Raw genomic sequence first — 21865 nt, 5'->3', positions numbered from 1 at the left:
CGACACCAGGAACAATGGAACGCGCTGTCAGCGCCTTGCGGGCTGGGGAAATGATTCTGGTCATCGATGATGAGGATCGCGAGAACGAAGGCGACCTTGTAGCGGCGGCGGAACTGATCACGCCTCAGACCATCAACTTCATGGCCAGCGAAGGGCGAGGCCTTATTTGTGTTGCTGTTGACCCCGCCACTGCCGGGAAGATGAATCTCACGCCAATGGTTGCCCGTAACGAAGACGACTACGGTACCGCGTTCACTGTCAGTGTTGATGCTTCACCGCGACACGGTGTCACCACTGGGATCTCGGCGGCTGACAGGGCAAGGACGGTACAGGTAATCGTGGACCCTGCTGAGGGACCAGATGCACTGCGACGTCCGGGCCACATGTTTCCGCTCATCGCCCATCCGCTGGGGGTCTTGGGCAGGCGGGGGCATACGGAAGCGTCCACGGATCTGTGCGAAATGGCCGGCCTCAAACGCGCAGCCGTGATCGTGGAAGTGTTACACCCAGACGGTCATATGGCACGGGCTGCAGACCTTGCCCGCTTTGCCCGTAAGCACCACCTGGTTACCGTCACTGTTGAAGAGATTGTCCGGGCTCGCGCAGGCCTGGCCGGGCATCAGTTGACAGCTGCCAAATGAGACTCCTGCGCGCGCTGCTGCTCTTGATCCTCAAGGCGTGGATCGGTCGGCGGGTCATCGCCACAATCGGCCCTCAATTGCCGCCGGCGCCCTTTATCGTGACAGCCAATCACACAAGCTACTTTGACCATTTCGTGATCGGTTGGTGGCTGCTGTGCCATGGTCGCCCGTATCCGCGGTTCCTCTCAAAGTCTGAGCTTTTTGAACGTCCTCTTTCTGCTTGGTTCAACCGCCTCGGTGGTGGAATTCCAGTGGTCCGCGGTGGCGTTGACACAGCGGCCTTCGACAAGGCCGCCGAAGTACTATCGAACGGCGGTGTCTTCATCATGTATGCCGAAGGCACACGCAGCCGCGACGGTTGGCTCCACGCACCGAGGCGGGGGGTGGCTGCTCTGGCGGCCCAGACCGGAGTACCCGTAGTTCCGGTAGGCCTCCTTGGCGTTAACGACGTACTTCCCGTAGGCGGGCGCTGGCCGAAACGCCGACGAAGAATCATCATCCACAGCGGCTCATCACTCAACGCGCCGCCTCCCGGCAAGTTGTCCGAACAAGCCTTTATCCGTTCCACGTTCCAGTCGATTGCTGCTCTTACAGGACAGTGGCCAGCATTTCTCGCGGAGCCTGACTTCGCACCAACCACGACGCTGGGGCCGACTACCGGGCCGGGCGCAAAAGCCCGGGACCTGGTAGAGGAGGCCTTCCTGACCCGGGGGCCGTCGGCTGAACCTGCTTTCAGGCAGGCAGTTGCGGTGACGCGCGGTTCGCGTGATGCCTATGCTGTTCTGGAACGGGGCAGAGCGCTCGGACAGCTTGCGTTGCTTGCTCGAAATCCCTTTAGACAGCTGTTCTATGCCCTCTTGAGCAGACGTATTATCTGGCAGTCAGTCCGGCGCCTGCCTGCATACGCGCCAGCATGGCACGTTTGGGCTTCCATGTTGGAGCAGCTTCCTGGATGGCTTGGCGGTGACAGCGCAGCGGCACGTACGGGGCACAGGGTAGCCGTGTCCCTGGACCCCCGGACGCCAAGGTACCTGCTTCACGCGGCCACCTCGTATCGTTCCATAGGCCGCGACGGCGAGGCTGAGCGATGGCTTCAACGCCTGCTGGCGATGGATGATTCCGGTCCCCACGGTGCGCGGGCTTTGGTCCTGTGGCGTGAGTGGAACCAGCCCCAGATCGACCGGAGACAGAACCACGAGTCCAGCCTCATATCGGGTGCTTCAGAATCCTTCGGGAAGGCCATGGAGGGGAGGGGACGGTCGTGAACTTGAGGAGCCGAATGGGCCCCGGTGCCGTTGCGCACCTGCGGAACTTCGCGGCCTGCGCCATTGCTGTGACGGTTCTGGCCATTGTCAACAAAGGGACGATGGATCTGCTGCTACTGATTGCGGTGGGTTGGTTTGCAGTGTCTGTGATCGCTGTCTTGCGAACGCGTAGTGCGGGCTCCTTTGTGAAATGGAACGGGATCCTGCTCGTCGTTGACGCTCTTTTCGATATCGCAGTCATGGGAACACATCTCCCGGCCTGGCTGCCGCCTGGAGCGCTCTCACAGTGGAATTTCGATAGCGGGCAAGGTTGGATCCTCGCGTACTGGATAGTCCTGTGGGGAGTGGCGCTTCCAAATCGAACCCTCGCCATGGCAGACCAGGCCGCTCTTTCGCCAAGGGCTGCGATTGCACTCGTCATCGCAGTGATCGGATTGCATGTGACGTTTGTCGAAGACGTCATCTACTTTACGATTCTGGGATACCCGCCATTGGTATCTGTACCCCCAGAGAACTATGCCTATTTGCCGCAGCTCTTCGGACTTGGTGTTTGGACAGCCCCAAAAGTGTGGGTAGTAAGCACCATTGGCTTGCTCATCTTCATCGTTACTTCCGTCGTCGTGGTGACCTCCTCGAAGCGGACGACTGTGTTCGGCCGAAGGCGGACTTCCGTTGGGCTCCCTCCCAGGGCTGCAGAGCCTGCATCGAGGGAGCGCCGATGAGCAATCCCGCAATCTCACCGGGCTTGGTGGACCAACGGAGGGGCCAAAACTCCGCGCTGTTCGAGGGTTCCCCGTGTGTTGGGGCGTGGATTGTGGGCCGGCGCCTTGGCGAACAAACTGGTACTCCTACTGCGCAAAAGAAGCGTGCCGACCAGCATTTTCTCGGGCGCCTTGCCGCAGCGAATGCATTGTTCTGCCTCGGCGGGGCAGAACTGGCAGACGTGCGGGTCGGGGTTGATGCTGACGGTTGTCCGGATTGGCCGTTAAACATTGCCGGCAGCATCTCGCACAGTGGTTCGGTCGCTGTATCGGCTGTTGCTCCGACGGATCGGGTGCTGGGTGTGGGAGTCGACGTCGAACAAATACGTTCCCGCAGCAAGGAGATGGCCGCTCGCGTAAGGCTTCCCGGCGATGCACTCAAAGCTCCAGCGGGGTTGGACGAACATTTGCTGACGACCTTGTTCTTCTCGGTGCGGGAGTCGGTCTTCAAGTGTGTCTTTCCGACACTGAGGCAAGCAATGGACTGGCCGGATTGTCACGTCGAGCTTGACTGGGACCTATCGCGCTTCACGGCGACGGCAGTGACGGATGGCCCGATTGCCAGGCTCAAGGGTCGATTCCTCATCGACGACGGCATGGTAGGGAGCCTGTGCTGGTGGCCTATCCCAGACGGACCAACATCTCCATAGCCCCACATTCCTCACCCGCTGATCCAACACATCAACGCAAGAGTTCAGCGCACTACATTCACTCATTGGAAGGCAGGCATCGACGTGACGAACGTCCAAGAAGCAGCACAGCCAAAAATCAGCACCAAGAAGACAGCAGCAATATCACTCACCGGAATCACGAAGACCTTCGGTAAAGCAACTGTCGTCAACAACATAAATCTAAACGTGGAAAAGGGGTCCTTCATTGGACTCCTCGGCCCCAACGGTGCCGGAAAAACCACCACCATCTCCATCGTTTCCGGGCTCATCGCGGCCGATGCAGGCCGTTGTGAAGTTGCGGGCTTCGATGTGGCCCGCGAAGCCGGGCGGGTAAAGAAAATCCTCGGCGTTGTGCCCCAGGACCTCGCCGTTTACCCCGAGCTCAGTGCCCGCCAGAACCTGCAGTTCTTCGGCGCCATGTATGGTCTGCGCGGGACCGAATTGAGCAACCGGGTGGAAGACGCGCTCACGCGTGTGGGCCTGGGCGATCGAGCAAAGAAGCCGGCTGTTGGCAAGTTCAGCGGGGGCCAAAAACGGCGACTGAATATTGCTGCGGCGCTCCTGCACAGGCCGGAAATCCTCATTCTGGACGAGCCAACAGTTGGCGTCGATCCGCAGTCAAGGAACCATATCTTCGACACTCTCCGCGAACTCAACCGCGAGGGCATGACGATTGTCTACGTCACGCACTACATGGAAGAAGTTGAAGCACTTTGCTCCGAGGTCGCAATCATCGACCACGGAACCGTTATCGAACGGGGCACGCTGGCCGACATCCTTCAGCAGCACGGTACTTCCGTAGTCCGCCTTGCACTGACCCCGCTTGAAGCGGAGGCGGCAAGGTCCTTGCTTGAACGTCATCCAGAGGTCACTTGGCGCAGCAGAGAGAACGATGCATTGGAGATCTCAGCGAAGCACCTCCAGGATGCCATTGCTGTGCTCACTGAGATTCTTACGTTGGTAGCGCCTAATCCGGAGGCCTGCGAGATTCTGCCGCCGTCCTTGGAGACCGTGTTCATCGCGCTCACCGGAAACAGGCTTCGCGATGAATAGTCAACGCGCCTTCAATAACAGCAAACCCTCTTGCCCCCATTTCCCCTTCCGAAAGGCTTTCACGCGGTGAAAACCCTCAACGTGTTCTGGAAAGACCTGCTGATCCTGACAAAGGACCGCGGCACTTATATCAACCTCCTCGTTCTGCCGATCATGTTCAGCGTGGTCCTTACCCTCGCCCTGGGCGGCGTCTTCGGTGGTGGGAAGAGCAGCTCTCCTGTGTCTGTCCCTCTTGTAGCCCCAAGCGCAGCTGCGGAGCCTCTCGCGAAAACCATCGAGAGCATCCCTGGCATCACCTGGCAGCGCCAGTCCCTCACGGACGCAAGGGAGCAAGTGGAGACAAGCAAGGCACTGGGTGCGGTCGTCCTGTCCGATGACGGAAGCTCGCTCGAATTCTTCGAAGACCCCACCCAACTTTCCAATGCAAAGCTCCTCTTCGGGCAGATCTCGGCATACATTGCCGCCCACAGCCTCGGTGAGCAAAACAGCGCGCTTCAACAGGGAATCGCGGTCTCGGGGCCATCAACGCTGCAAGACCAGGCAGCTGCGGCATCAGCGGCCGGGAAATTCGCAATCACCGAGAGCCAAGCTGGCAGTGACGAGGCAGCGATCGAGCCCTCCGCGTCCGAGCAATACATTCCCGGATTCACAGTCGCTTTCCTGTTTTTCATCGCGTCTACGATTGCCCAATACATGTTCATGGAACGCGAACGGGGCACACTGCGACGCCTGCTGACAAGCCCTGTCCGCCGCTATTCGGTTCTCCTGGGAAAACTCCTTCCGAACATTCTCATCGGCTTCGTCCAGGTCGTGGTGATCTTCGCTGTCGGCAAGCTCTTCTTCGGTATGAACCTGGGCAACCCCCTTGCCTTGTTCCTTGTAACTTGCGCGGCGGTTGCTGCCGCCAATGGCTTCGGGCTCATGATCACCGCACTCAGCAAGACACAGGCACAAGCGACGGGAATGGCGACTCTCCTGGTGTTTACGCTGGCCACCGTCGCAGGATGCTACGTTCCTCTCTCCTTGATGCCTGGCTTCATGCAGAACATCGCGCTGGCAACACCACAGGGCTGGGCCATGTCCGCCTATCAAAACATCATCATCAAGGGCGCTGACGTCGCGGCTGTCTCAGAGAATATCCTCGTTCTTGTTGGCTTCGCCGCGGCCTTCTTCCTCGTCGGGCTGTCCCGCTTTCGATTCGAGGAACGATGACCATCGGAACAGCGGCCCCCGCTACAGGGTTTGATCCCAGCCAGTTAAGGGTGGGGGACTATTTCCCACACAAGCACCCGTTTCTCCTTATTGACCGGGTGGAATCCATTGATGAGGATCGGGTAGTCGCCATCAAGGCCGTTACCCAAACGGAACCATGGTTCACCGGCCACTTTCCGGAGAGGGCCGTCCTTCCCGGCGTGATCCTTTTGGAAGCCATGGCGCAAACGGGGCGGTTCCTCAATCCGCTGGATGAGGTAATGGTTTCCGCTCGCTTGGCCAGAATCGACGCCGTGAAGTTCATCCGGGAGGCCGTGCCGGGTGACTTGCTTCGCATGGAGGCGCGGCGTGCCGGCTCGCTCGGATCCATCAACAAATACACCGTACGGGTAACTATTGACGGGCACCCCTGCGCGCAAGCCGATTTCACAACTCACACAGTCATGGTTCCAGCCGCCGACTCGTCGCTGGACAACAGCACGGCGGGGGTCGGCTCAGATGAAGAAGGCACCCACAGGGGAGTGACAGAAAAATGACAGTCCTTGTAACCGGCATCGGGTATCTCACCGGCGCCCCATACACGCTGGAAGAGATCCTTTCTGGGGCAAGTTCCCCCACGGCGCCGGGCAGTGCAATCGGCGGCCTCCAAGTACACCAGATGGACAACAAGCGTGCTTCGACCGGGGTTCCGCGATCCTTGCTGAGGAAGATGGACCAAATCAGCAAAATGACGACTACAGCCGTGGGGATGGCTTTGATGGATGGGGGGCTGCTCAACCAATCGCCGACGCAAGGGCAACTGGTTTTTGACTCAGATGAAACGGGACTGATGCTCGATACGGGATTCGGGTCTGCAGGAGCGGTAAGCCAGATTCTCGGAGGTATTTTCAGTGAAGAACCGGAGATCTCGCCACTTCGCTTTCCCAACGTTGTCGCGAATGCCGCCTCGGGACAAGCCGCGATAGCCTTCGGTTTGAGGGGCCCGAGCTCAACCCTCGGTGGTGTGGGAAGCCTGATGTACGCCTACGACATGCTCAACGCCGGCCGGGCGAAGAGACTGGTTGTTGGGGGCGCGGATGAGGTCACCCCAATCTACGCGCAGGCCCTCACGGACGCAGGCGCAGACGAAGTAATTCCGGCCTTTGGCGACGGGGCGGCGTTCCTCGTCCTTGAGGATGAATACACGGCAACCCGCCGCGGTGCAACGGCTTCAGCGGAAGTTGTCGCAGTGGACGTCTCGTCCGATCTCAGGTTCCGCTTGGAGGGAGCGTCGGCGTTTTCCGGCGAGGGGCTGGATCGCGCAGTGGCTTCTGTCCTCACCGAGGCTACAGGCGGCGTCGACTGGCTCATCGGATCGGGATGGCCGGGAACGCTCCTTCGCGAACGGGAAGAGGCTATCGTCAGACGCCACGGCATCATCACGGCACTCTGGCCGAAAGACTTCACAGGTGAGATGTTCGCCGCGTCCAACGCGCTTCACACTCTTTTGGCCACGGTCGTCCTCCAGGACGCCAAGCGCAACGGCGCCGGACAGACATCCGTACTTGTTACAGGGCACGATTCCACGCGCGGGCAATCTTCTGCTGCCCTCTTCCGCAGTATTACCGACCAAAACGTCGACGCTTTACAAGGAGCTAAACCATGACCCGAAAAACCAAAGTCAAGGTTGTAGTTACCGGGGTTGGCTGCGTGACCCCGTTCGGAACGGGGCTGGAGAAGTTGGTTACGGGAATTCGCAACGGCGATACTACCTTTGCTACCGTGAAGCGGTTTGACGGTTCGAAATACGGTATCGACAGCGCCTCCGAGATTGCGGAAACTCCTGAAACTGCCTCATATCAAGGGTCCCGGCCCTCACGCATCCTGCAGACCGCGGCGGCCGAAGCCGTAGCGGACAGCGCGATCAATTCTGATCTGTTCCGAAACCGGACAGCTGTTGTTCTCGGAACGACGCTTGGATCAGATGAGATCAGCACCGCGTTGTGGCAGCAAACGAACGGTCACCCCATAGATCTTGAATCCGTTATGCGATCCATGTGCGAATGCGGCGGCCGCGCAATCGTGGATCGTTGGCAAATCGACGGACCGTCCCTGGCGGTGGTTACAGCATGCGCCGCTGGGACCAACGCGATCGGTCTAGGTCTGGACCTTATCCGAGCAGGCAGGGTTGATCGCGTTATAGCAGGGGGCTTGGATACCCTCACGGAACTGATCTATGGCGGGTTCGCCAGCATCGGCGCCCTCGGTGAGCAGTGCAGGCCGTTCGCTACGGACCAGGAACGCCATGGCACCGTGTTGGGCGAAAACGCCGCTGTCCTGATTTTGGAGTCTGAGTCCGCTGCCAAAGACCGCGGTGCCCGTGTCTACGCGGAGGTCCTTGGTTACGGACTCGCCAATGATGCCCATCATATGACCGCACCAGCAGCAACTGGTGATGGGGCAATCCATGCCATGAGGCGCTGCCTCGAAGACGCCGGCCTCGTTCCTGGCGACATTGACTATGTCAACGCGCACGGCACCGGCACGGCTCTGAACGATCCTGTCGAAGCAGAGGCGCTGTGGAAGATCTTCGGCGACAGGCTCCCCAACATTCCCATCAGCTCGCTGAAGTCACAAATAGGGCATGGATTATCGTCCGCTGGAGCAATCGAAGCCATCGCCACGGTCCTCGCCCTGTATCAAGGCTTTGTACCGCCGACAGCACACACGGCTTCATCGCTGGATGCGCGCCTGGACTTTGTCCAAAATGGATCGCCTGACGAAGCAATAAGTACGGCGCTTTCCAACTCCTTTGCTTTCGGAGGGCACGGAGCCAGCATTGCGTTCGCGGCATACGCGGGCCGATCGGGGAGGTGGACCGACTGCTGAGACGTTAGTCTTCTGGAATGGAAACCTGGCACCGTCACCGGCTGAGTGCGAGCCAGGCCGGACTTGTAGAAAGCTGGCTGCCAGGTGTTCGCCTCCTCAAGGACCTCTCCTGGAATCTCATTGATACGGCGGTCCTTGAGGTAGCGGACGAGCACCACAAATACATAGTCAAAGCCGCGGGGTCTTTGAACCACCACATAGGACGTGAGATACAAGCTCACGAGTCCTCAGTGAATGTGTGGGCCCTGCAGAACCGTGCTCCTAAGCTCGTTCAATCGGATCGTTCCATGAACATCTTGATGACCGAGTATCTCGAAGGCTCCCTCGTGGAGGGCACCGAAGCTGAATATGACACGGAAACGTATCAGCAAGCCGGGCGTCTAATGCGTGCGTTTCACGAGCAAGCCGAGCAGACTGACCCAGACTATGAGGCGGCAGCCGCCTCCAAAACGTTGTCTTGGCTGAGCACGCCCCATCGCATCGAAAGCTCTAACGTTGAGAAAGTCCAGGCCATACTCGCCGCATATGAGCCGAAGCCTATGGTGCTCGTCCCGACCCACGGTGACTGGCAACCACGCAACTGGCTAATGGACGGCACCGAGCTGAGGATCATCGACTTTGGCCGCTACGAGTTCAGGCCAGCCGCCACTGACTTCTGTCGCCTGGCCGTGCAGCAATGGCGCTCCCATCCTCATTTGGAGACTGCCTTTTTTGAGGGGTACGGTTCAGATCCCAGAGACGGCGAGGTTTGGAATGTTGCGCTGCTGCGCGAGGCCGTCGCCACCGCTGCGTGGGCGTACCAGGCCAGCGACCAACGGTTTGAGGAACAGGGCAACCGAATGCTTCGTGATGCGCTGGCCAGGTTCTAGGTGACGTCACTCGTTGGCTGGGAGAACGGCACATAGTAGATTCAGTCTCCCGCCCGCATCCTCTACCGATACCCGCCATTTATGGGTGGCAGGATCGTCCCCCCCCCGGCGACCGCTGCGTCCAGCTTTGCGTGGTCTTGCTACCTCCAACCTTCGTGTGGCATTAGTGCGAATTCACCGGATACCGACGTCAACCCCACCTTGGCGGATCCGGGAAGTTCTGCATTCATCCAATCCCGGGCGCGGACAAGCCGGTCGTCCACCACAGACCTTGCCTGTATGCCCAAACCGAAACTGAGAACTGCCACGGCGGAAGCAATAACCAGGCGAAGTCGGGGTCGCCATGAGACCAACATTGCCACGGCCACCGGCGTTGAAACCAGGGCTGCAAGTACTACGCAGTATCCAAATTGTTCTTCTGCCGCCCCAAAGAACACTGAATAGATGCCCACGAAACCTGTGAAAAGCGAAGACAAGCCAATGACGCGCCGATTCGTCACCTGTGAGGTGGCGGCCACGGCACCGGCCAGAATCGATAGCCCCAGGAGCAGATAGCTGGTGCCGAACCGGCCAGCCATGTCTATAAGCCGTTCTGTCAGGTTCACGCCCGGAAATGAATTGAAGCCGGTCATTTGAACGGCTCCCACCATTCTTAGAACGCCCACCGGCTTTTGTTCGATGAACTGCGGAAGCAGGCCGTTTGCTGCCATCACGCCTAGATAGATCAAATAGGGCACGGCGGAAACGACGAGGATTCGCAGAGCTGTAAGCAGTGGAACGGTTCTACGCCAGAGCGTGGCGGCCACGAGTGGGACGACAGTGAACACAGCAGTCATGTCTTTGGTGACGATTGCCAGCCCGAAGACCAACCCGGCGCTTAGTTCAAGCCACAAGCGTGTGCGGTCCCACTTGCGGTCAATCAGGTGAAGGACGAGTAGCCATCCCGACAGTACAGCCAGGCCAGCTGGAGTCTCCATCATCAAGCGCCCGTCCATGCGGAGGACAAATGGATCGCTGGCCTGTATGACGGCAGCCACCGCAGCCGGTCCTACTCCGACCAGACGGCGCACCACCTGAAGAAGCCCGCCGATGGGGGACCGACGGGCTTCCATTTCCAACGCTATTCGGGTGGCTTGCCAACATCAACTTGAAGAAGTCGCCAAAGTCCCCGCCCGGCACCCTTGGGTCGAGGAAGGGACGGTGTTGGGCTCCTCAATTCCTTGCCACGGGCCCAGTCCGACCAAAGCAAAAGGCCCCGCATCCCTTACAAACAAAGGGAAGCAGGGCCTTTCAAAGTGGCGGTGACGGTGGGATTTGAAACCTCTCCCACAACACGCCTAGCAGTATGATCCTTGAAACCACGCGGATTTACATCACCTGATATCACTTGAAATCATGGGCGATGTGCCCAAAATGTGCCCAAAATGTGCCCACCAAGGTCTGCGAGACTGATACGCATGCCAAGTCATCCACACACTGACTGTTACTCATGTCATGCCACTAAGCTCGCGTTTACCTTTTCCTGAAGCATCCGCCCGCTGTCCAAGAGCCCGTACAACGTGGCGACCATAGCCGTGAAGTACATCGGCAGCAAGCCAGTCATCCGGGCAGCTGAGCTAGACGCCTGGCTCGAATCGCTCCCTTCCGATGTCAGCTCATGAAGAGGTGGACGATTCCAAATCCGACCCTTACAAATTTCAATATGGGGTCGGATTGAAATCGCTCGCAAGGGCCGAATGCAAGACTTATTCAAGGTCAACCGTGAAAAGGTCATGACGGTCATGGCCTTGCGCCCTCAGGCGAACGGATCCTTTTCCGGCTCTTCCCACCAGCGGTCGCCTTTCGCTTTGTGCTCGCGGATCCACACGACGAGCTTGTTTATGTCGTCTTGATGGAGCATGATGCGCTTGCCGACTCGAGTGTGAATGCCAGAAGCCCGGGCATAGTCACGGACAGCGGACTTAGCTAAGCCGAGCTCGGGCGCCACTTCTTCCGGAGTGCGGAACATGGGCTTTGGGTTGGGGTCGGTAGTACCAAGGTCATCATTGGCATGGGCGTCATTTGTAGTGACACCCTTTTGATGGCTAACGGAAGAGTTTTCCCCTCTTTTGGGGAGAAGCTCCGGTTCTTCAAGGGAGCTCACGGGCCGGTGTCCGGCCTTCGGTTCTGCCGGCAGGTCATCTAACCATTGGGCCAAGTCTTCGACGCGGATCACGCCCTTGGTGTTGGCGTAACGGGCCAGCAAGTTACCTCTGGACACCTGATCCTTGAGGGTTCGGACGCTATAGCCGCACGCCTCTGCTGCTTCTTCCCAGGTAAGAGCGAGTTTCGGAATAGTCATGGGCCAAGGGTACTTTCGGACAGATTTGTCAGGAAGTCCGAGGGCCTGCTCAGTGGCTGAGTAGGATCGGCCTATGGCTGAAGAACGTCCGTACCTCACTGCCCAAGAAATGGCCGCCAAGTACAGGCTCAGTGATCACACTGTGCGCCGCAAAGTCATGGATGGCGTGTGGCCTTGCGATCGTATTGGGCGCCTGTACCGCTTCTCGCCGGCGCAGCAAGACGAGATAGCCCGGTCCATCGAAGGCAACAGTCTGGGTTCTTCTGGATACGACAAGGACCGCGTCACTGCCGCGCTCCGTAGACTGTCTGAGGCGAATGGGGCAACCTGATGGTGATGCTCTGGGAGCCACTCAAAAATGCTCCGCCGCGTAATGGAACGCCTCCGTGAGGGTTTCGCATTCCTTCGGGCTGGACGCCCTCCTTTCAGGAGAGGGCCAGGCTGTGAAGGACCTGTACTTCTGGTTGTCGTCAAGAATGCTGGCTACTTGGGTCCCGCTCGGCAGGCGGTAGACCTGCCATTCCTTTGATGAATCATCCTGCCGCTTGAGAATGTACTCAACCCCGCGGCAGGTGTGCCGGTCCTCTATTTCGCCGCCCATCATGGCCATCACGCTCCTATGCGTTCCTTGCTGCTCGTAGTTCTGTTGTACTCCTTAGGGCCGAAAAAGCTCCACCAGCATCCCAAGATCAGGGCGACACTCATCTCAGGGTTTCTGTAAAACGATGTGCCCGGGCTCATCGTCTATAGTTAACTCATACCCTGTGGATAACCGGTCGGGGTTGTTCCACAAAGTAGGGGGAGGGTTGTATATGACTGTTTTTGATGTCGCCTCTAGCATGCTTCGTCACGCGTCTAAAGACTCATTGAACACTTTGAAGCTGCAGAAACTCGTGTTCTATTCCTTCGGCTGGTATGGCCACCTTACGGGCGAGAAGCTGTTCAGCGAGCAGTTTTTTGCGATGCCAAAGGGCCCGGTTGTGTCCCCCCTACTCTCAGCGCACTACAGCATGGAGACAGTGTCAGCGGACTATTTAGAGTCGTATGCTCAGCGCCCTCTTGAGCTAACCGACCCTTACGCTGAAGCTGTTGTCGACGCCGTCTGGATGTCCTACGGGAAGTTCAGCAAGTGGGACCTGGTAGAAATGACCCACCTCGAGAAGCCTTGGCTTGCCGCTTGGACGTCACGTCCTGCGGGAGCGAAGCGCAGTGAACTCGATGCGGACAGCATCGTTGAGCACTTCCAATCTAAGGCGTCTGCGGTCTACGACCTTCCTAGATCAGTCAACGTGCCGATTCTTTCGTTTCTGCCGGATCGTAGAGTGACCTCAATGACTTTGGAGTCTCTGCGGGAGATGGAAAATTCTGAATCTGAAATTCCTGCTGGGCATGCTGCGTCAGCACGTGAACTGCGACGCAGATTCCTTACTGTCACCTAGTACGCATGGACATAGATGCTATTGGCAGGCTACGTTTGTGCCTTCTTGACGAGTCACATTCGTTCGAAAACTTCGACTGTGGCCTTGAGTCCATGAATGACTGGCTGAAACACACCGCGCTGAACAATCAGAAGCGCGACTTGTCTAGAGTTCACGCACTTGTATGCGGCGAGGGTTCTGTCCGTGGGTTCTTCAGCCTGTCGCCGTACACGCTTGCCGTTGAAGATGTCGTCAAGAAGGACCGCGGAGGCGTCAACCAGGGGGGACTGCACTCGCAGTTGCTCGGCCGCTTCGCCACTGATCTAAGCGTCAAGGGCAATGGCATCGGAAGCCTCTTGATGGACTTGGCCTTCGAGAAGTACTTGGATCTGTGCACTCTGACAACCAGCAAGTTTCTTTGCCTTCATGCCAAAGAAGATTGGCTCGTTGGTTACTACGAACGTTTTGGCTTCAAATGTTCCCCGACCGCCGCTGCTGACAGCCCGACTACGCTGATGTACCTTAAATCATCCGCGATCCAGGATTATTGGAATGAAAATTCCCGCCCGGACACTGCCGAGGATTCCCTGTCACAGGCAAGCTGACGTCCATCACAAACGACGTATAGAGCCCACCCTTGGAGTAGGTGACTCTCTGGGCGGCACCTGCGGTGCTGTCAAAAAGAGGTGTGCCGGAGATCCACTGTGTGGCGAACCGCCATGGCCCTCACGGCATCGGGCAGAATCGACTGAGTGATCGCCGCTGAAATTTTCCTGGCTGCCGCCCAAGGCTCTCCCCAACCGGACTACATGCCCGCTGTCATAGGTTTTGTTGGGACCCTCTTTGGTGCGACCATCGGCCTCGCCTTCAACTCCTTTTCCCACCGGGAGCAGAAACGAAGGCATCTGAACGAAAAAACCGTGGAACTGCTGAGACACACTGATGCAATCCGCCTCGCATACATGGATGTCTACCGCTATGCACGACGAAACGGCGGTGACGACAACACGAATGAAACGATCGCGGCCGTGCGCAAGAAGATGAATGAACCGAGCCTAGCGAAGGCAAAGCCAGAGTATGTGGAGGCAAGAATTGTGCTGGACTACATTCGTTTGACGGCGGATTCAAAGACCTATTGGCTGGCGCGAGAGGTGGCTGAAAGCAGTAATGTCCTGCTTGCCGCAATCAACGGTTACACAGAGAAAGCGCGCCCTGTTAGTCGCCGTTACACCCAAAGTTATGGTGATGCCCGCAATGCTCTCATCGCGCATCTCTCACCCACCCCTCCTGCGCCCCGCGGACCTAGGGTGCTGGCCCGAGCATTTAGCCGCTGGGCAGCTCGTCACCTCAGGAGTAGTTAAGCCGGCAGGGGTGCAAATCAACTCGCCCGCATCAGTCCGGCTCGATAACTGTCGTCATCGAGCGCGTCATCTCGTAGTAGGACTTGAGCGGCGGAACCGGGTAGCCGGGTCAGTCCGTGGAGCCGGCGGATGCTGGCCGCGTCACGGGTTAGGCCCTGGTCTTGAAGTACGCGAGATGCTTTGCTGATGATTGAGCTGAGCCGGGCAACCTCTGCGCGCAGAGCTTGTATTTCGTTCCATTCTTGAACCTGTGAAGCGCCGAGCCATCCTCTGATGATGGCCGCCGCTTCGGTGGAGTCTTCTATGCGCGGCCGAGTGGATGATCCGTTCCATGTCCACCTCTTGTAGCCGACTCTGCCTAATGCGACCTCTTCTATGTGCTCCTCGGACGCCTTCTCTAGCTCAGCGTCCAAGTGTTTTTGGATCTTCCTTTGGTCGCTACGCGCTAGCCGGCGAGCCAGTTCCAGAGTGTCATCAAGTGCGATGATCACTGCGCCGTCGTCCTCGAAGCACAAGCTACCGATGAACTCTTCCAGGTTGCCTTCATCTCGTCCTCCCGTCGACGGAAGTCCCTTCGTGGAGACCAGAGGCTCAGCATCACCGCACTCCGAAAGCGCGACATCAACATCCGCCAAGGACGTGCAGCTGTCCGCGTCGAGCGCGCATGGAAGTCTGTCGGCAAGGGCGAAGAGATCGGGCCGCCCAAGACCAAGAAGGCCAAGCGAACAGTGACCTGCAATGCTGCGCGCACCAAGGACCTTGTTGAGCACATGAAGCCGCTCGGGCTGGATGAGTTCGTATTCCAGCAACCTGATGGCCAGTACATCCGGAACTCACGCTTCCACAAGGAAGTGTGGCAGCCGCTCATGGTTGAGATGTTGGCCGATGGCAGCCTGGACCGTAAGCCATGGATTCACGAGATCCGGCACGCTCACACCACGCACCTGTTGGAGGCCAATGTGCCTGTGCGCGTCGTACAGGCCCGACTAGGACATGAAGACCCACAGACCACACTTCGCGTCTATGCGAGGCTGTCCAAGGCATCAGACGCAGCGGCGGCGGATGCGCTCGGCTGAGGTAAACTCATTGACGCGAGAAGGCTCCGGGCTTGTTCAGATCAGGTTGGGGCCTTCTCTTACGCACTTCCATGGGGACGCAAGCCAACCGGGCTCTGCGGGGTCCTCCAAGCCGGCCCGAGAAATGAGCCTTTACTTGACGTTGATAACGGTTGCGGCCAACCCCGACTTTATCGTGCAGCTTTCCGATAGGCGTCTGACAACCGCTGACGGTGGAATCTTCACCGAAGACGAAACCAAGGTCATCTACATTCAAACGCCTTCCTGGCAGGTTGTGATGGGATATACGGGGTTGGCCAGATTCGGCCGGCAGCCTACTAACCAAGTCCTCATGGAACTGATGGAAGCAGCACTGCTGGCGTCCAACCATCAAATCGACGCAACCTTTGAAAAGTTTCGAGAACTAATCACTGAGAAGTGGAAGAAGCGGGAGGCTCGACAAGCCGGGGTCCACGCCCGGCTGAGTATCGTCATCACAGGATTTACGCTGGACGGGGACGCCCGATACCGGGGCCCGTTTCAGTGGCTCATCACGAACTTTCAGGACTGGGGTGTCGCTGACCACGCGGCCCCATGGCCGGAGTTCAAGAACACGTTCTTGTCACCAGTTGGTGAATGGCCGACGGTAATTCAACGGGTAGGCGCATATCAAGCTCTTCCTCAGACTCAGGTGGAAGAGCTTCGAGGCCGGCTAGACAAAGGCGTACCCGCCTCCGCCGTGACGGACTCAATGCTTAATTTGCTCCCGGGTCAGTCACGGGCCTTCCCAACTGTAGGAACACGCGCCAATTCGGTCATCATTCGCCCATACATGGAACCAGAAGGGAGCTATCACTCCTTCGAAGAGGTTCGCGCCATCCACATGTTTGACAGCATTCAAGTGGACTCCGCTGGTGAAATCATGATGATGTTCCAGCCGACGGTCGAGCAGGTCAGCCCCGGTACAGGCTTCATCACAGATGTCCCGAAACGACAGCCGTGCCCGTGTGGCAGCGGAATGCAGTATCGGCGGTGCCACGGCAAAGTCCCATCCAAGGCGAAAGCACCTGTCGCACGCAACTCATAATCGTGAGGCCATGAGACCGAACCTCCCTACCCTTGACTAGGCGTGAATCAGTCGGTGAGTCCCATAATTAGCCGATTACTACGCGCGATTGCGTCCGCGCACTGAAGCAAGTGCGGGGACTCCAGAGTTCTGCACCAGGCGGAGATGGCTATGTGCACAGCCTTGTCCCTGTCGGCACCTGAAACGGCAAGGTTAGGGGAGTGGTCACTTCCATGTACCGCGTTGCTCCGCTTGTCGTACAGCTTCTTGACTTCACCAAAGAAGTCGAATCGTCCGATCGGGTCATTCGGGACAAGAAGGTGGGCCAGGGCGGCGCAGACTCGTAGTGAGGTTTCTCCCTTCCCTCCAAATAGGGTTTCCCAGACGACGACGGCGTCTATCAAAGCGTCGAGTCTTGTATGCCGTTCCGTCGCGCCGGACAGCAACCGCTCCTGAGCCTTATGGAATTGCTTTGCCTGCCCTTTAGTCCACGCGGACTGTACGCGGGCAAATGTGTCACCCCAATGCTGCATTATCGTTTCGTCGGTCTGTTGCAGAGCCCTTGACGGGGCGAAATGATTCGGTTGGGGTGAGCCGTTGGGTAATACTTGGCTTTCGCTTTCCAGAGGATTAGGCCATGATTCAAAGCTTTTGCCGATAGCCTGCGTCTCCTCCGGCCCGGATGAGAGAATGGCAGCCATCTGGGCGAGCTTAAAAGGTACATTTACCTGCGCTCGAAAGCTGTCAACGGCGGCCGTTCCAGCCCGTTCACGGATCCTTCGTAGGGTCACAGGCATCTCGAACACGACTGTGCCGGCAGTTACTCCATCGAGGTGCGTGGTTTCTGCCGGGGTGACCCGCCTGAGCCTTCCCTGAGAAAACTTGATCTCGTGAACACCCCCGACAATGGCTGTGTTATAGCAACCAATGATCGCAGGTACCACGGCATCCTCACCGATTGCGAGTTTGCGTGCTACCGCAAGCATCTGGCGGACCGACCCCAGATAGGCATCTACCCCGCATTTGCCGGCGTCCCAAGCCCCGCTGGCCGCGGCGAGGATGGACCTAACGACCATCGCGAATTGGAAGCTAGTGCCAGACCCATCGTTGAAGAAGACCATCGAAGGCGTGGAGAGCCAATCGGGAGGCGGGTCCCCTGGATTGTGTGAGACAAAATCAGCGTTCGGGAAAAGCTGCATAATGGGCTCTTCCGGCTGGAATAAGAGGGAGTGCACCCGTTTCAGTTGTGGATGTTCTGCAACGTGTGCCGACCAGACAGACTTGTTTCCTACCGGCAATAAGAATGTAGGGTACACGTCAGCGGCGAGCTCTAAGAGCGCGTTTTCAGCGGGATCGTCAGCGCGGGTGTCGGGTTTCTTGCCGCCCGAGTAGATGTGGAATTCCGAAGCAGGGGTCCTGCCCCATTCTGCTGAATAGGTGCAGAAGAGCGTGACGATGTGCTGACTGCGCCTTACAGGATCCCACTCCCAGAGGGGCTGGTTACTCATCGCGACGGCGATACTAGCTGCCGTGCTCCTCTGTCTGTTAGTCAGGTTATCGAAGTCCCAGACGTTGGTGGATGAGAGCATGTAGCGAACTAGAGGCGCACCCAAGTACTCGACTAACCGACTCCACAATTCTTTTCCAGGCGCTTCCATGCCCCATTGTCCAATCGCAGTACTGCCTCAGTGGTTCCCGAATGCCAAAGTTGATCATAGCCGCACTAATGCACATGCTGGCTGTAACCGGGCGTTGACAGCAGGAAGTTTGTTCCCTGAAAACTCCCTGCGTCTCCCTACCCGCAGACTTCCCCATCCCTTGAGCCGGCATGCTGCTGGATTTCCCGCACCAAGGACGCGGGTGTCTTCGGGTTGGAAACCACGCGTCCGAGGATCTGCGCGTTATCGAACGCGGCGGCCCACGCGAGGTGATCCGCTGTCAGGTCTGGACACGCAAGCACGCCGAGGACAACCTCCAAGTGCGCGTCATCGGTCATTAGGCCGGCGAGGACTTCAGGCTTCACGTTCACCCGAGACAGAACAGCTGCAGCCGCACGCCAGTGTCCGGCAAGTGCCGCCGCTTCGAACTCGGACGCGTTGTAGTGACTCATGCATTCATGATGCAGTCCTGGTACGACAGAATCACGTGACTAGGAAGAGAACACACCATGCAGACCATGCCGTGATCCAGACTGACGGCCGCCGGCAGGAGAGATCTCAGGAAATCACTCCTGGCGAACGACGATCTTGACTTCGAAGTCTGCTACCGGTTGGTGGGTGATGAGTGAGGCCGCATCGCGGACCTTAGCCGCTAACTGCCCGAATTGGGGCAGCTGCGTATGCAAGCCGTCGATTTCCGGGACCTCCACGGTCCACCCGTTATCGTCTGGTGTGCAAATCGCGGTTAGTTGCGTCATGCGAGCAATCCTATGCGCACGCGACATGTTCCAAGTGCCGGTCTGGAGTATTCGTAGGGGGAGCACTAGCTTTTCCGCTAACGCTCGCAGCCCGCTACTCCCTAGTTGTTAGGGACAGCCACGACAAGATCTATCTGAAAAGGTAAACCCTTACCGGGCCCTACCTATTTTTGCCTTTTAGTATGAGCGTGAGGCTAAGCCCGATCACAACCTCATGGGGGTTATCCGAGGCTTTGAGGTCTTCGGCGAACTGATGTATGTCAGCAAGTTTGTCGCCCGATCCCGGGCGCAGTTCAGTTGTCACATGCTTACGTTGACAGGGCACGCTGAACGAAAGCTGTGGGAATCCGGGACGGATGGTGGTAACTCGGTTCGCCCACACGAGTTCGAAGTCCGTTTATGAGGACGCCGTTCCAGAGAGCAATTTTTGCGGATACCAAAATCTTATGAGGTCCGTCTGCATGCTTGCACATTGGTAGCTTGTTTGTATGCCTGAAATTGAGAAGCCGACGCCGCGTTTCCTTACCATTGAGCAAGTCGCCGGGGAGTTAGCCACCAGCGAGGTCCAGATCCGCAGCATGCTGAAGACGGGCCAGCTGAAAGGTATCCAAATCGGGGGCCGCAACGTCTGGCGGATCGGTCGTCAGGACCTCGAAGAGTTCATTCAGGACGCGTACCGGCAAGTCAGCGAGGGTATCACTGCGGGGAGCCTGGAGGAAGAGTAACTCGGGGCGGATCTATCGAGGCTGTCTTAGTCATTTCCGGACTGTAGAAGCCACGCTGAAGCCTCAGCTTTGGAAATGAAGAATCGTGTCGGGCAAGAGAGGGGTCCAGTGCGAAGCTGGTACTCAACCAGTATGCGGTCAACCGGGCCGGCACCAAGCAGTGCGATTTTGGAAGCGGCACAGGGTTGGGCGAAGACTTTCCGGGCTTCGTGACTGAGGAATCCCGTGGAAGTCATGTCAACCAGTAGTGGGTACGTCTGGCCTTCTGCAAGCTTGTTTACAGCCTCCATCGCAGCGCGAGCGTTGTCAGCTTCGATGCGGACTCCCTTATTCCACGCGAGATGCAGAAAGCGACCGCCGTCAAGTAGGACCTCGCAGTCGTCCAAAACGACCTTTTTCACCCTGCACCTCCAACGTTTAGCCAGTACCGCAGCGGTCTTACGCGTCATGGCGACACTTGGCTGGCATGGTTTTGGATTGGACGCACAATCTTCCTTGTGGCCTCTCCGGGAGCGGCGCACCTCCTTGACGCCCGCTTGGAGGGCATCAGCCTAGTTGTCCAGCAGGTCCATCCTTCAGCCGCCGGCGCGACCAAGTGGCCCCCGCCGGCGGCCTCATTCACAGGTGGAATCGCGCCTGCCCACATGCACGCGATAGCTTCGCTGTAGCCAGGTGGACGCTTATGGGTCGAAACTAAACACACGACGGCAGCATTCTTAGTCTTTTGGGGGTCCCTTTGAAACGCCTACTCACACCGCTTGCAATTGTTCTGCTCGCCACGTCATGTTCGGCCCCGAACGCCTCCTCTGAGGTTTCAGCTCCGCCATCTGCAATCAGCGAAACAGCTACGCCAACTCCCGCGCCGGTGGAAGTGGACGTTGCCAAGTCAAAGTCCGCCACGACTTCGAACGGCATTGAGGTGACCTTTGTCGGGACTCGGATAGCCGAGGCCTCGGAGATCGGAAGTGACCCGCAAGCTGACATGGTCCCCGTCGTGGTCCAGCTTGAATACCGCAACTTGGGTACTGAGGCAGCGACGCTGCAAGCCGTTCCCTTGAACGTGTTCTATGGTGCAGATAAGTACAAGGCCAAGCAGCCAACTCTTTATCAGGGCGGGACCACTCACACGGAACTACCCAAGCAGATAACGCCCGGTTCTGTAGTGAAGGTTGCTGACACATATTGGGCCCCGGCTGGTTCTGCGCTCACAGTGGAGGTGAACCCAAGCGGCCCATCGTCTGGGATCCTGCCTGTCATTTTCTCTGGAATAACCGCCAAGTAGAGTTCCCGTGAACGACAAAAGGTCCCCACTCTCCCGAAGGAGGTGGGGGCATTGTGTGCGGTGACGGCTGGAGCGCTTTGCTGCAGTATTAATGCTATTTATGTGACTTCGGCGCGGCTGCCCCGCCGATTTCGTTGAGAGAAATGGGATAATTGATGTCGAGATCGCCAAAGCCGCCACTACCTGAACTTCTGGAGTTCTCGGAACGCGTCAATGACCTTGAGAACAAGCCGGCGGCCGAATTGACGCTCCTATCCATGGCGTACCTGGACACGGCGCTTGGCATGGCTATCGCGCACCGGCTTCAGGCCGACCCCGCCGTTGAGTACAAGCTTCTTAACCATGACTATTCCGGCGCCGTTCTGCGGAACATCGCGTCGAAGATACACATGGCGGCTGCGCTTGGCATTATGGACGCGGCTGTCTGGCAGGAAGTGCAGGACCTATGCAAAGTCCGCGACCATTACGCGCACGCTTTCCAGCATTCGGCGTGGGATGCCCCCGAGGTTACGAAGTGGACTGACAAGCTGCAGATCACACGGGAGTACCGCACGGCTGACGAACTTCGTCCTAGCGTTGACGTTGACATTGACGGAGTCACAGGCAGCGGTGACGGTGTCACAATTGACCATCTGCGCAACGACTTCATCGTGGACCCAAATGACGCCATCCACTTTTACTGCTACGGGGAACCGTCGGAACACGTCATGGAACCCGCCAAGCGGAGGTACCTGGAGAGTTATTGGACATGCCTGTTCATCATTATGGAGACCGCAGTGGAGCGCTGGCAGATCGAAATAGACAAGCGAGGAACTACTCACATTTCACAGCCACCGCAGTAGCCACAGCCTCAATGACTTG

General features: G+C 58.0%; 26 protein-coding genes. 19 read left to right on the top strand and 7 right to left on the bottom strand.

Annotation, left to right across the window (positions count from 1 at the left end; translation table 11 throughout):
* The first annotated feature begins 14 nt into the window (after positions 1 to 14).
* From ribB to ABIE18_RS00770, 10 genes are all read left to right on the top strand, one after another.
* A complete protein-coding gene (gene ribB / locus ABIE18_RS00815; protein WP_499720740.1) occupies positions 15 to 641 on the top strand; it encodes a 3,4-dihydroxy-2-butanone-4-phosphate synthase in 627 nt (208 codons plus the stop codon).
* Positions 638 to 1906 carry a lysophospholipid acyltransferase family protein gene (locus ABIE18_RS00810; protein ID WP_499720739.1) on the top strand — a complete coding sequence of 423 codons (1269 nt, stop codon included), beginning with the start codon at positions 638 to 640 and terminating at the stop codon, positions 1904 to 1906. The genes ribB and ABIE18_RS00810 overlap by 4 nt, the downstream gene beginning before the upstream one ends.
* 14 nt (positions 1907 to 1920) lie before the next feature.
* Complete coding sequence (locus ABIE18_RS00805; RefSeq protein ID WP_499720738.1) at positions 1921 to 2628, top strand: hypothetical protein; 708 nt, start codon at positions 1921 to 1923, stop codon at positions 2626 to 2628.
* The gene (locus ABIE18_RS00800) at positions 2625 to 3317 is read left to right on the top strand and encodes a 4'-phosphopantetheinyl transferase family protein (protein WP_499720737.1); all 693 of its coding nucleotides are present in this window, start codon (positions 2625 to 2627) and stop codon (positions 3315 to 3317) included. The genes ABIE18_RS00805 and ABIE18_RS00800 overlap by 4 nt, the downstream gene beginning before the upstream one ends.
* Positions 3318 to 3401: 84 nt before the next feature.
* On the top strand, positions 3402 to 4391 hold the full coding sequence (locus ABIE18_RS00795) for an ABC transporter ATP-binding protein (RefSeq protein ID WP_499720736.1): 990 nt from the start codon (positions 3402 to 3404) through the stop codon (positions 4389 to 4391).
* 66 nt (positions 4392 to 4457) lie between these two features.
* The gene (locus tag ABIE18_RS00790; protein ID WP_499720735.1) at positions 4458 to 5603 is read left to right on the top strand and encodes an ABC transporter permease; all 1146 of its coding nucleotides are present in this window, start codon (positions 4458 to 4460) and stop codon (positions 5601 to 5603) included.
* Positions 5600 to 6139 carry a 3-hydroxyacyl-ACP dehydratase FabZ gene (gene fabZ, locus ABIE18_RS00785; RefSeq protein ID WP_499720734.1) on the top strand — a complete coding sequence of 180 codons (540 nt, stop codon included), beginning with the start codon at positions 5600 to 5602 and terminating at the stop codon, positions 6137 to 6139. Before ABIE18_RS00790 ends, fabZ begins: the two co-directional genes overlap by 4 nt.
* Positions 6136 to 7248 (top strand): beta-ketoacyl synthase N-terminal-like domain-containing protein, encoded by a 1113-nt coding sequence (locus ABIE18_RS00780; protein ID WP_499720733.1) that lies wholly within the window; start codon positions 6136 to 6138, stop codon positions 7246 to 7248. The genes fabZ and ABIE18_RS00780 overlap by 4 nt, the downstream gene beginning before the upstream one ends.
* Positions 7245 to 8471, top strand: a complete 1227-nt coding sequence (locus ABIE18_RS00775; RefSeq protein ID WP_499720732.1) for a beta-ketoacyl-[acyl-carrier-protein] synthase family protein — start codon at positions 7245 to 7247, stop codon at positions 8469 to 8471. The genes ABIE18_RS00780 and ABIE18_RS00775 overlap by 4 nt, the downstream gene beginning before the upstream one ends.
* A 17-nt stretch (positions 8472 to 8488) precedes the next feature.
* The gene (locus ABIE18_RS00770) at positions 8489 to 9340 is read left to right on the top strand and encodes a phosphotransferase (RefSeq protein ID WP_499720731.1); all 852 of its coding nucleotides are present in this window, start codon (positions 8489 to 8491) and stop codon (positions 9338 to 9340) included.
* Between the two features lie 140 nt (positions 9341 to 9480).
* Here the strand turns inward: ABIE18_RS00770 and ABIE18_RS00765 are convergent, their stop codons facing one another.
* Together ABIE18_RS00765 and ABIE18_RS00760 are read right to left on the bottom strand one after the other, a co-directional pair.
* The gene (locus ABIE18_RS00765) at positions 9481 to 10452 is read right to left on the bottom strand and encodes a hypothetical protein (RefSeq protein WP_499720730.1); all 972 of its coding nucleotides are present in this window, start codon (positions 10450 to 10452) and stop codon (positions 9481 to 9483) included.
* Between the two features lie 683 nt (positions 10453 to 11135).
* Entirely contained in the window at positions 11136 to 11681 is a 546-nt protein-coding gene (locus ABIE18_RS00760; protein ID WP_499720729.1) for a hypothetical protein, read from the bottom strand.
* A gap of 73 nt (positions 11682 to 11754) precedes the next feature.
* On the opposite strand from ABIE18_RS00760, the gene ABIE18_RS00755 reads away from it, so the two are divergent.
* Positions 11755 to 12012, top strand: a complete 258-nt coding sequence (locus tag ABIE18_RS00755; RefSeq protein WP_499720728.1) for a helix-turn-helix domain-containing protein — start codon at positions 11755 to 11757, stop codon at positions 12010 to 12012.
* Positions 12013 to 12033: 21 nt separating this feature from the next.
* Here ABIE18_RS00755 and ABIE18_RS00750 read toward each other — a convergent pair whose 3' ends face one another.
* Positions 12034 to 12294: a hypothetical protein gene (locus ABIE18_RS00750; protein WP_499720727.1), complete on the bottom strand. Its 261-nt coding sequence runs from the start codon at positions 12292 to 12294 to the stop codon at positions 12034 to 12036.
* A gap of 199 nt (positions 12295 to 12493) precedes the next feature.
* On the opposite strand from ABIE18_RS00750, the gene ABIE18_RS00745 reads away from it, so the two are divergent.
* The 5 genes from ABIE18_RS00745 (at position 12494) to ABIE18_RS00725 (ending at position 16602) form a co-directional block, all read left to right on the top strand.
* Positions 12494 to 13120: a Panacea domain-containing protein gene (locus ABIE18_RS00745; protein ID WP_499720726.1), complete on the top strand. Its 627-nt coding sequence runs from the start codon at positions 12494 to 12496 to the stop codon at positions 13118 to 13120.
* 5 nt (positions 13121 to 13125) lie between these two features.
* The gene (locus tag ABIE18_RS00740; RefSeq protein ID WP_499720725.1) at positions 13126 to 13704 is read left to right on the top strand and encodes a GNAT family N-acetyltransferase; all 579 of its coding nucleotides are present in this window, start codon (positions 13126 to 13128) and stop codon (positions 13702 to 13704) included.
* A 147-nt stretch (positions 13705 to 13851) separates the two neighbouring features.
* Positions 13852 to 14460, top strand: coding sequence for a hypothetical protein (locus tag ABIE18_RS00735; protein ID WP_499720724.1), 609 nt, complete (start codon positions 13852 to 13854; stop codon positions 14458 to 14460).
* Positions 14461 to 14933: 473 nt separating this feature from the next.
* Positions 14934 to 15536: a tyrosine-type recombinase/integrase gene (locus tag ABIE18_RS00730; protein ID WP_499721359.1), complete on the top strand. Its 603-nt coding sequence runs from the start codon at positions 14934 to 14936 to the stop codon at positions 15534 to 15536.
* 136 nt (positions 15537 to 15672) lie between these two features.
* Positions 15673 to 16602, top strand: coding sequence for an SEC-C domain-containing protein (locus ABIE18_RS00725; protein WP_499720723.1), 930 nt, complete (start codon positions 15673 to 15675; stop codon positions 16600 to 16602).
* Between the two features lie 47 nt (positions 16603 to 16649).
* Here ABIE18_RS00725 and ABIE18_RS00720 read toward each other — a convergent pair whose 3' ends face one another.
* From ABIE18_RS00720 to ABIE18_RS00710, 3 genes are all read right to left on the bottom strand, one after another.
* Complete coding sequence (locus ABIE18_RS00720; RefSeq protein ID WP_499720722.1) at positions 16650 to 18089, bottom strand: hypothetical protein; 1440 nt, start codon at positions 18087 to 18089, stop codon at positions 16650 to 16652.
* A gap of 287 nt (positions 18090 to 18376) precedes the next feature.
* Positions 18377 to 18691 (bottom strand): hypothetical protein, encoded by a 315-nt coding sequence (locus ABIE18_RS00715; RefSeq protein WP_499720721.1) that lies wholly within the window; start codon positions 18689 to 18691, stop codon positions 18377 to 18379.
* A gap of 114 nt (positions 18692 to 18805) precedes the next feature.
* Positions 18806 to 18997 (bottom strand): transcriptional regulator, encoded by a 192-nt coding sequence (locus tag ABIE18_RS00710; protein ID WP_499720720.1) that lies wholly within the window; start codon positions 18995 to 18997, stop codon positions 18806 to 18808.
* Between the two features lie 488 nt (positions 18998 to 19485).
* Here ABIE18_RS00710 and ABIE18_RS00705 point away from each other — a divergent pair, with 488 nt between their 5' ends.
* A complete protein-coding gene (locus ABIE18_RS00705) occupies positions 19486 to 19722 on the top strand; it encodes a helix-turn-helix domain-containing protein (protein WP_499720719.1) in 237 nt (78 codons plus the stop codon).
* A 26-nt stretch (positions 19723 to 19748) separates the two neighbouring features.
* Here ABIE18_RS00705 and ABIE18_RS00700 read toward each other — a convergent pair whose 3' ends face one another.
* On the bottom strand, positions 19749 to 20171 hold the full coding sequence (locus ABIE18_RS00700) for a DUF7793 family protein (RefSeq protein ID WP_499720718.1): 423 nt from the start codon (positions 20169 to 20171) through the stop codon (positions 19749 to 19751).
* 287 nt (positions 20172 to 20458) lie between these two features.
* Between ABIE18_RS00700 and ABIE18_RS00695 the strand changes: the two genes are divergently transcribed.
* Together ABIE18_RS00695 and ABIE18_RS00690 are read left to right on the top strand one after the other, a co-directional pair.
* Positions 20459 to 21004 carry a hypothetical protein gene (locus ABIE18_RS00695; protein ID WP_499720717.1) on the top strand — a complete coding sequence of 182 codons (546 nt, stop codon included), beginning with the start codon at positions 20459 to 20461 and terminating at the stop codon, positions 21002 to 21004.
* A 155-nt stretch (positions 21005 to 21159) separates the two neighbouring features.
* Complete coding sequence (locus ABIE18_RS00690) at positions 21160 to 21846, top strand: hypothetical protein (protein WP_499720716.1); 687 nt, start codon at positions 21160 to 21162, stop codon at positions 21844 to 21846.
* Positions 21847 to 21865: the final 19 nt, after the last annotated feature.

It is taken from the genome of Arthrobacter sp. 2762 (assembly GCF_040548745.1).
Taxonomy (GTDB): domain Bacteria; phylum Actinomycetota; class Actinomycetes; order Actinomycetales; family Micrococcaceae; genus Arthrobacter.
This window is presented reverse-complemented; position numbering and strand designations above follow the sequence as displayed.

Coding starts and splice junctions, on each gene's coding strand:
- ribB (WP_499720740.1), top strand. CDS start 15: ATGGAACGCGCTGTCAGCGCCTTGCGGGCTGGGGAAATGATTCTGGTC.
- ABIE18_RS00810 (WP_499720739.1), top strand. CDS start 638: ATGAGACTCCTGCGCGCGCTGCTGCTCTTGATCCTCAAGGCGTGGATC.
- ABIE18_RS00805 (WP_499720738.1), top strand. CDS start 1,921: ATGGGCCCCGGTGCCGTTGCGCACCTGCGGAACTTCGCGGCCTGCGCC.
- ABIE18_RS00800 (WP_499720737.1), top strand. CDS start 2,625: ATGAGCAATCCCGCAATCTCACCGGGCTTGGTGGACCAACGGAGGGGC.
- fabZ (WP_499720734.1), top strand. CDS start 5,600: ATGACCATCGGAACAGCGGCCCCCGCTACAGGGTTTGATCCCAGCCAG.
- ABIE18_RS00780 (WP_499720733.1), top strand. CDS start 6,136: ATGACAGTCCTTGTAACCGGCATCGGGTATCTCACCGGCGCCCCATAC.
- ABIE18_RS00775 (WP_499720732.1), top strand. CDS start 7,245: ATGACCCGAAAAACCAAAGTCAAGGTTGTAGTTACCGGGGTTGGCTGC.
- ABIE18_RS00770 (WP_499720731.1), top strand. CDS start 8,489: ATGGAAACCTGGCACCGTCACCGGCTGAGTGCGAGCCAGGCCGGACTT.
- ABIE18_RS00765 (WP_499720730.1), bottom strand. CDS start 10,452: ATGGAAGCCCGTCGGTCCCCCATCGGCGGGCTTCTTCAGGTGGTGCGC.
- ABIE18_RS00760 (WP_499720729.1), bottom strand. CDS start 11,681: ATGACTATTCCGAAACTCGCTCTTACCTGGGAAGAAGCAGCAGAGGCG.
- ABIE18_RS00755 (WP_499720728.1), top strand. CDS start 11,755: ATGGCTGAAGAACGTCCGTACCTCACTGCCCAAGAAATGGCCGCCAAG.
- ABIE18_RS00745 (WP_499720726.1), top strand. CDS start 12,494: ATGACTGTTTTTGATGTCGCCTCTAGCATGCTTCGTCACGCGTCTAAA.
- ABIE18_RS00740 (WP_499720725.1), top strand. CDS start 13,126: ATGGACATAGATGCTATTGGCAGGCTACGTTTGTGCCTTCTTGACGAG.
- ABIE18_RS00720 (WP_499720722.1), bottom strand. CDS start 18,089: ATGAGTAACCAGCCCCTCTGGGAGTGGGATCCTGTAAGGCGCAGTCAG.
- ABIE18_RS00715 (WP_499720721.1), bottom strand. CDS start 18,691: ATGAGTCACTACAACGCGTCCGAGTTCGAAGCGGCGGCACTTGCCGGA.
- ABIE18_RS00710 (WP_499720720.1), bottom strand. CDS start 18,997: ATGACGCAACTAACCGCGATTTGCACACCAGACGATAACGGGTGGACC.
- ABIE18_RS00705 (WP_499720719.1), top strand. CDS start 19,486: ATGCCTGAAATTGAGAAGCCGACGCCGCGTTTCCTTACCATTGAGCAA.
- ABIE18_RS00700 (WP_499720718.1), bottom strand. CDS start 20,171: ATGACGCGTAAGACCGCTGCGGTACTGGCTAAACGTTGGAGGTGCAGG.
- ABIE18_RS00690 (WP_499720716.1), top strand. CDS start 21,160: ATGTCGAGATCGCCAAAGCCGCCACTACCTGAACTTCTGGAGTTCTCG.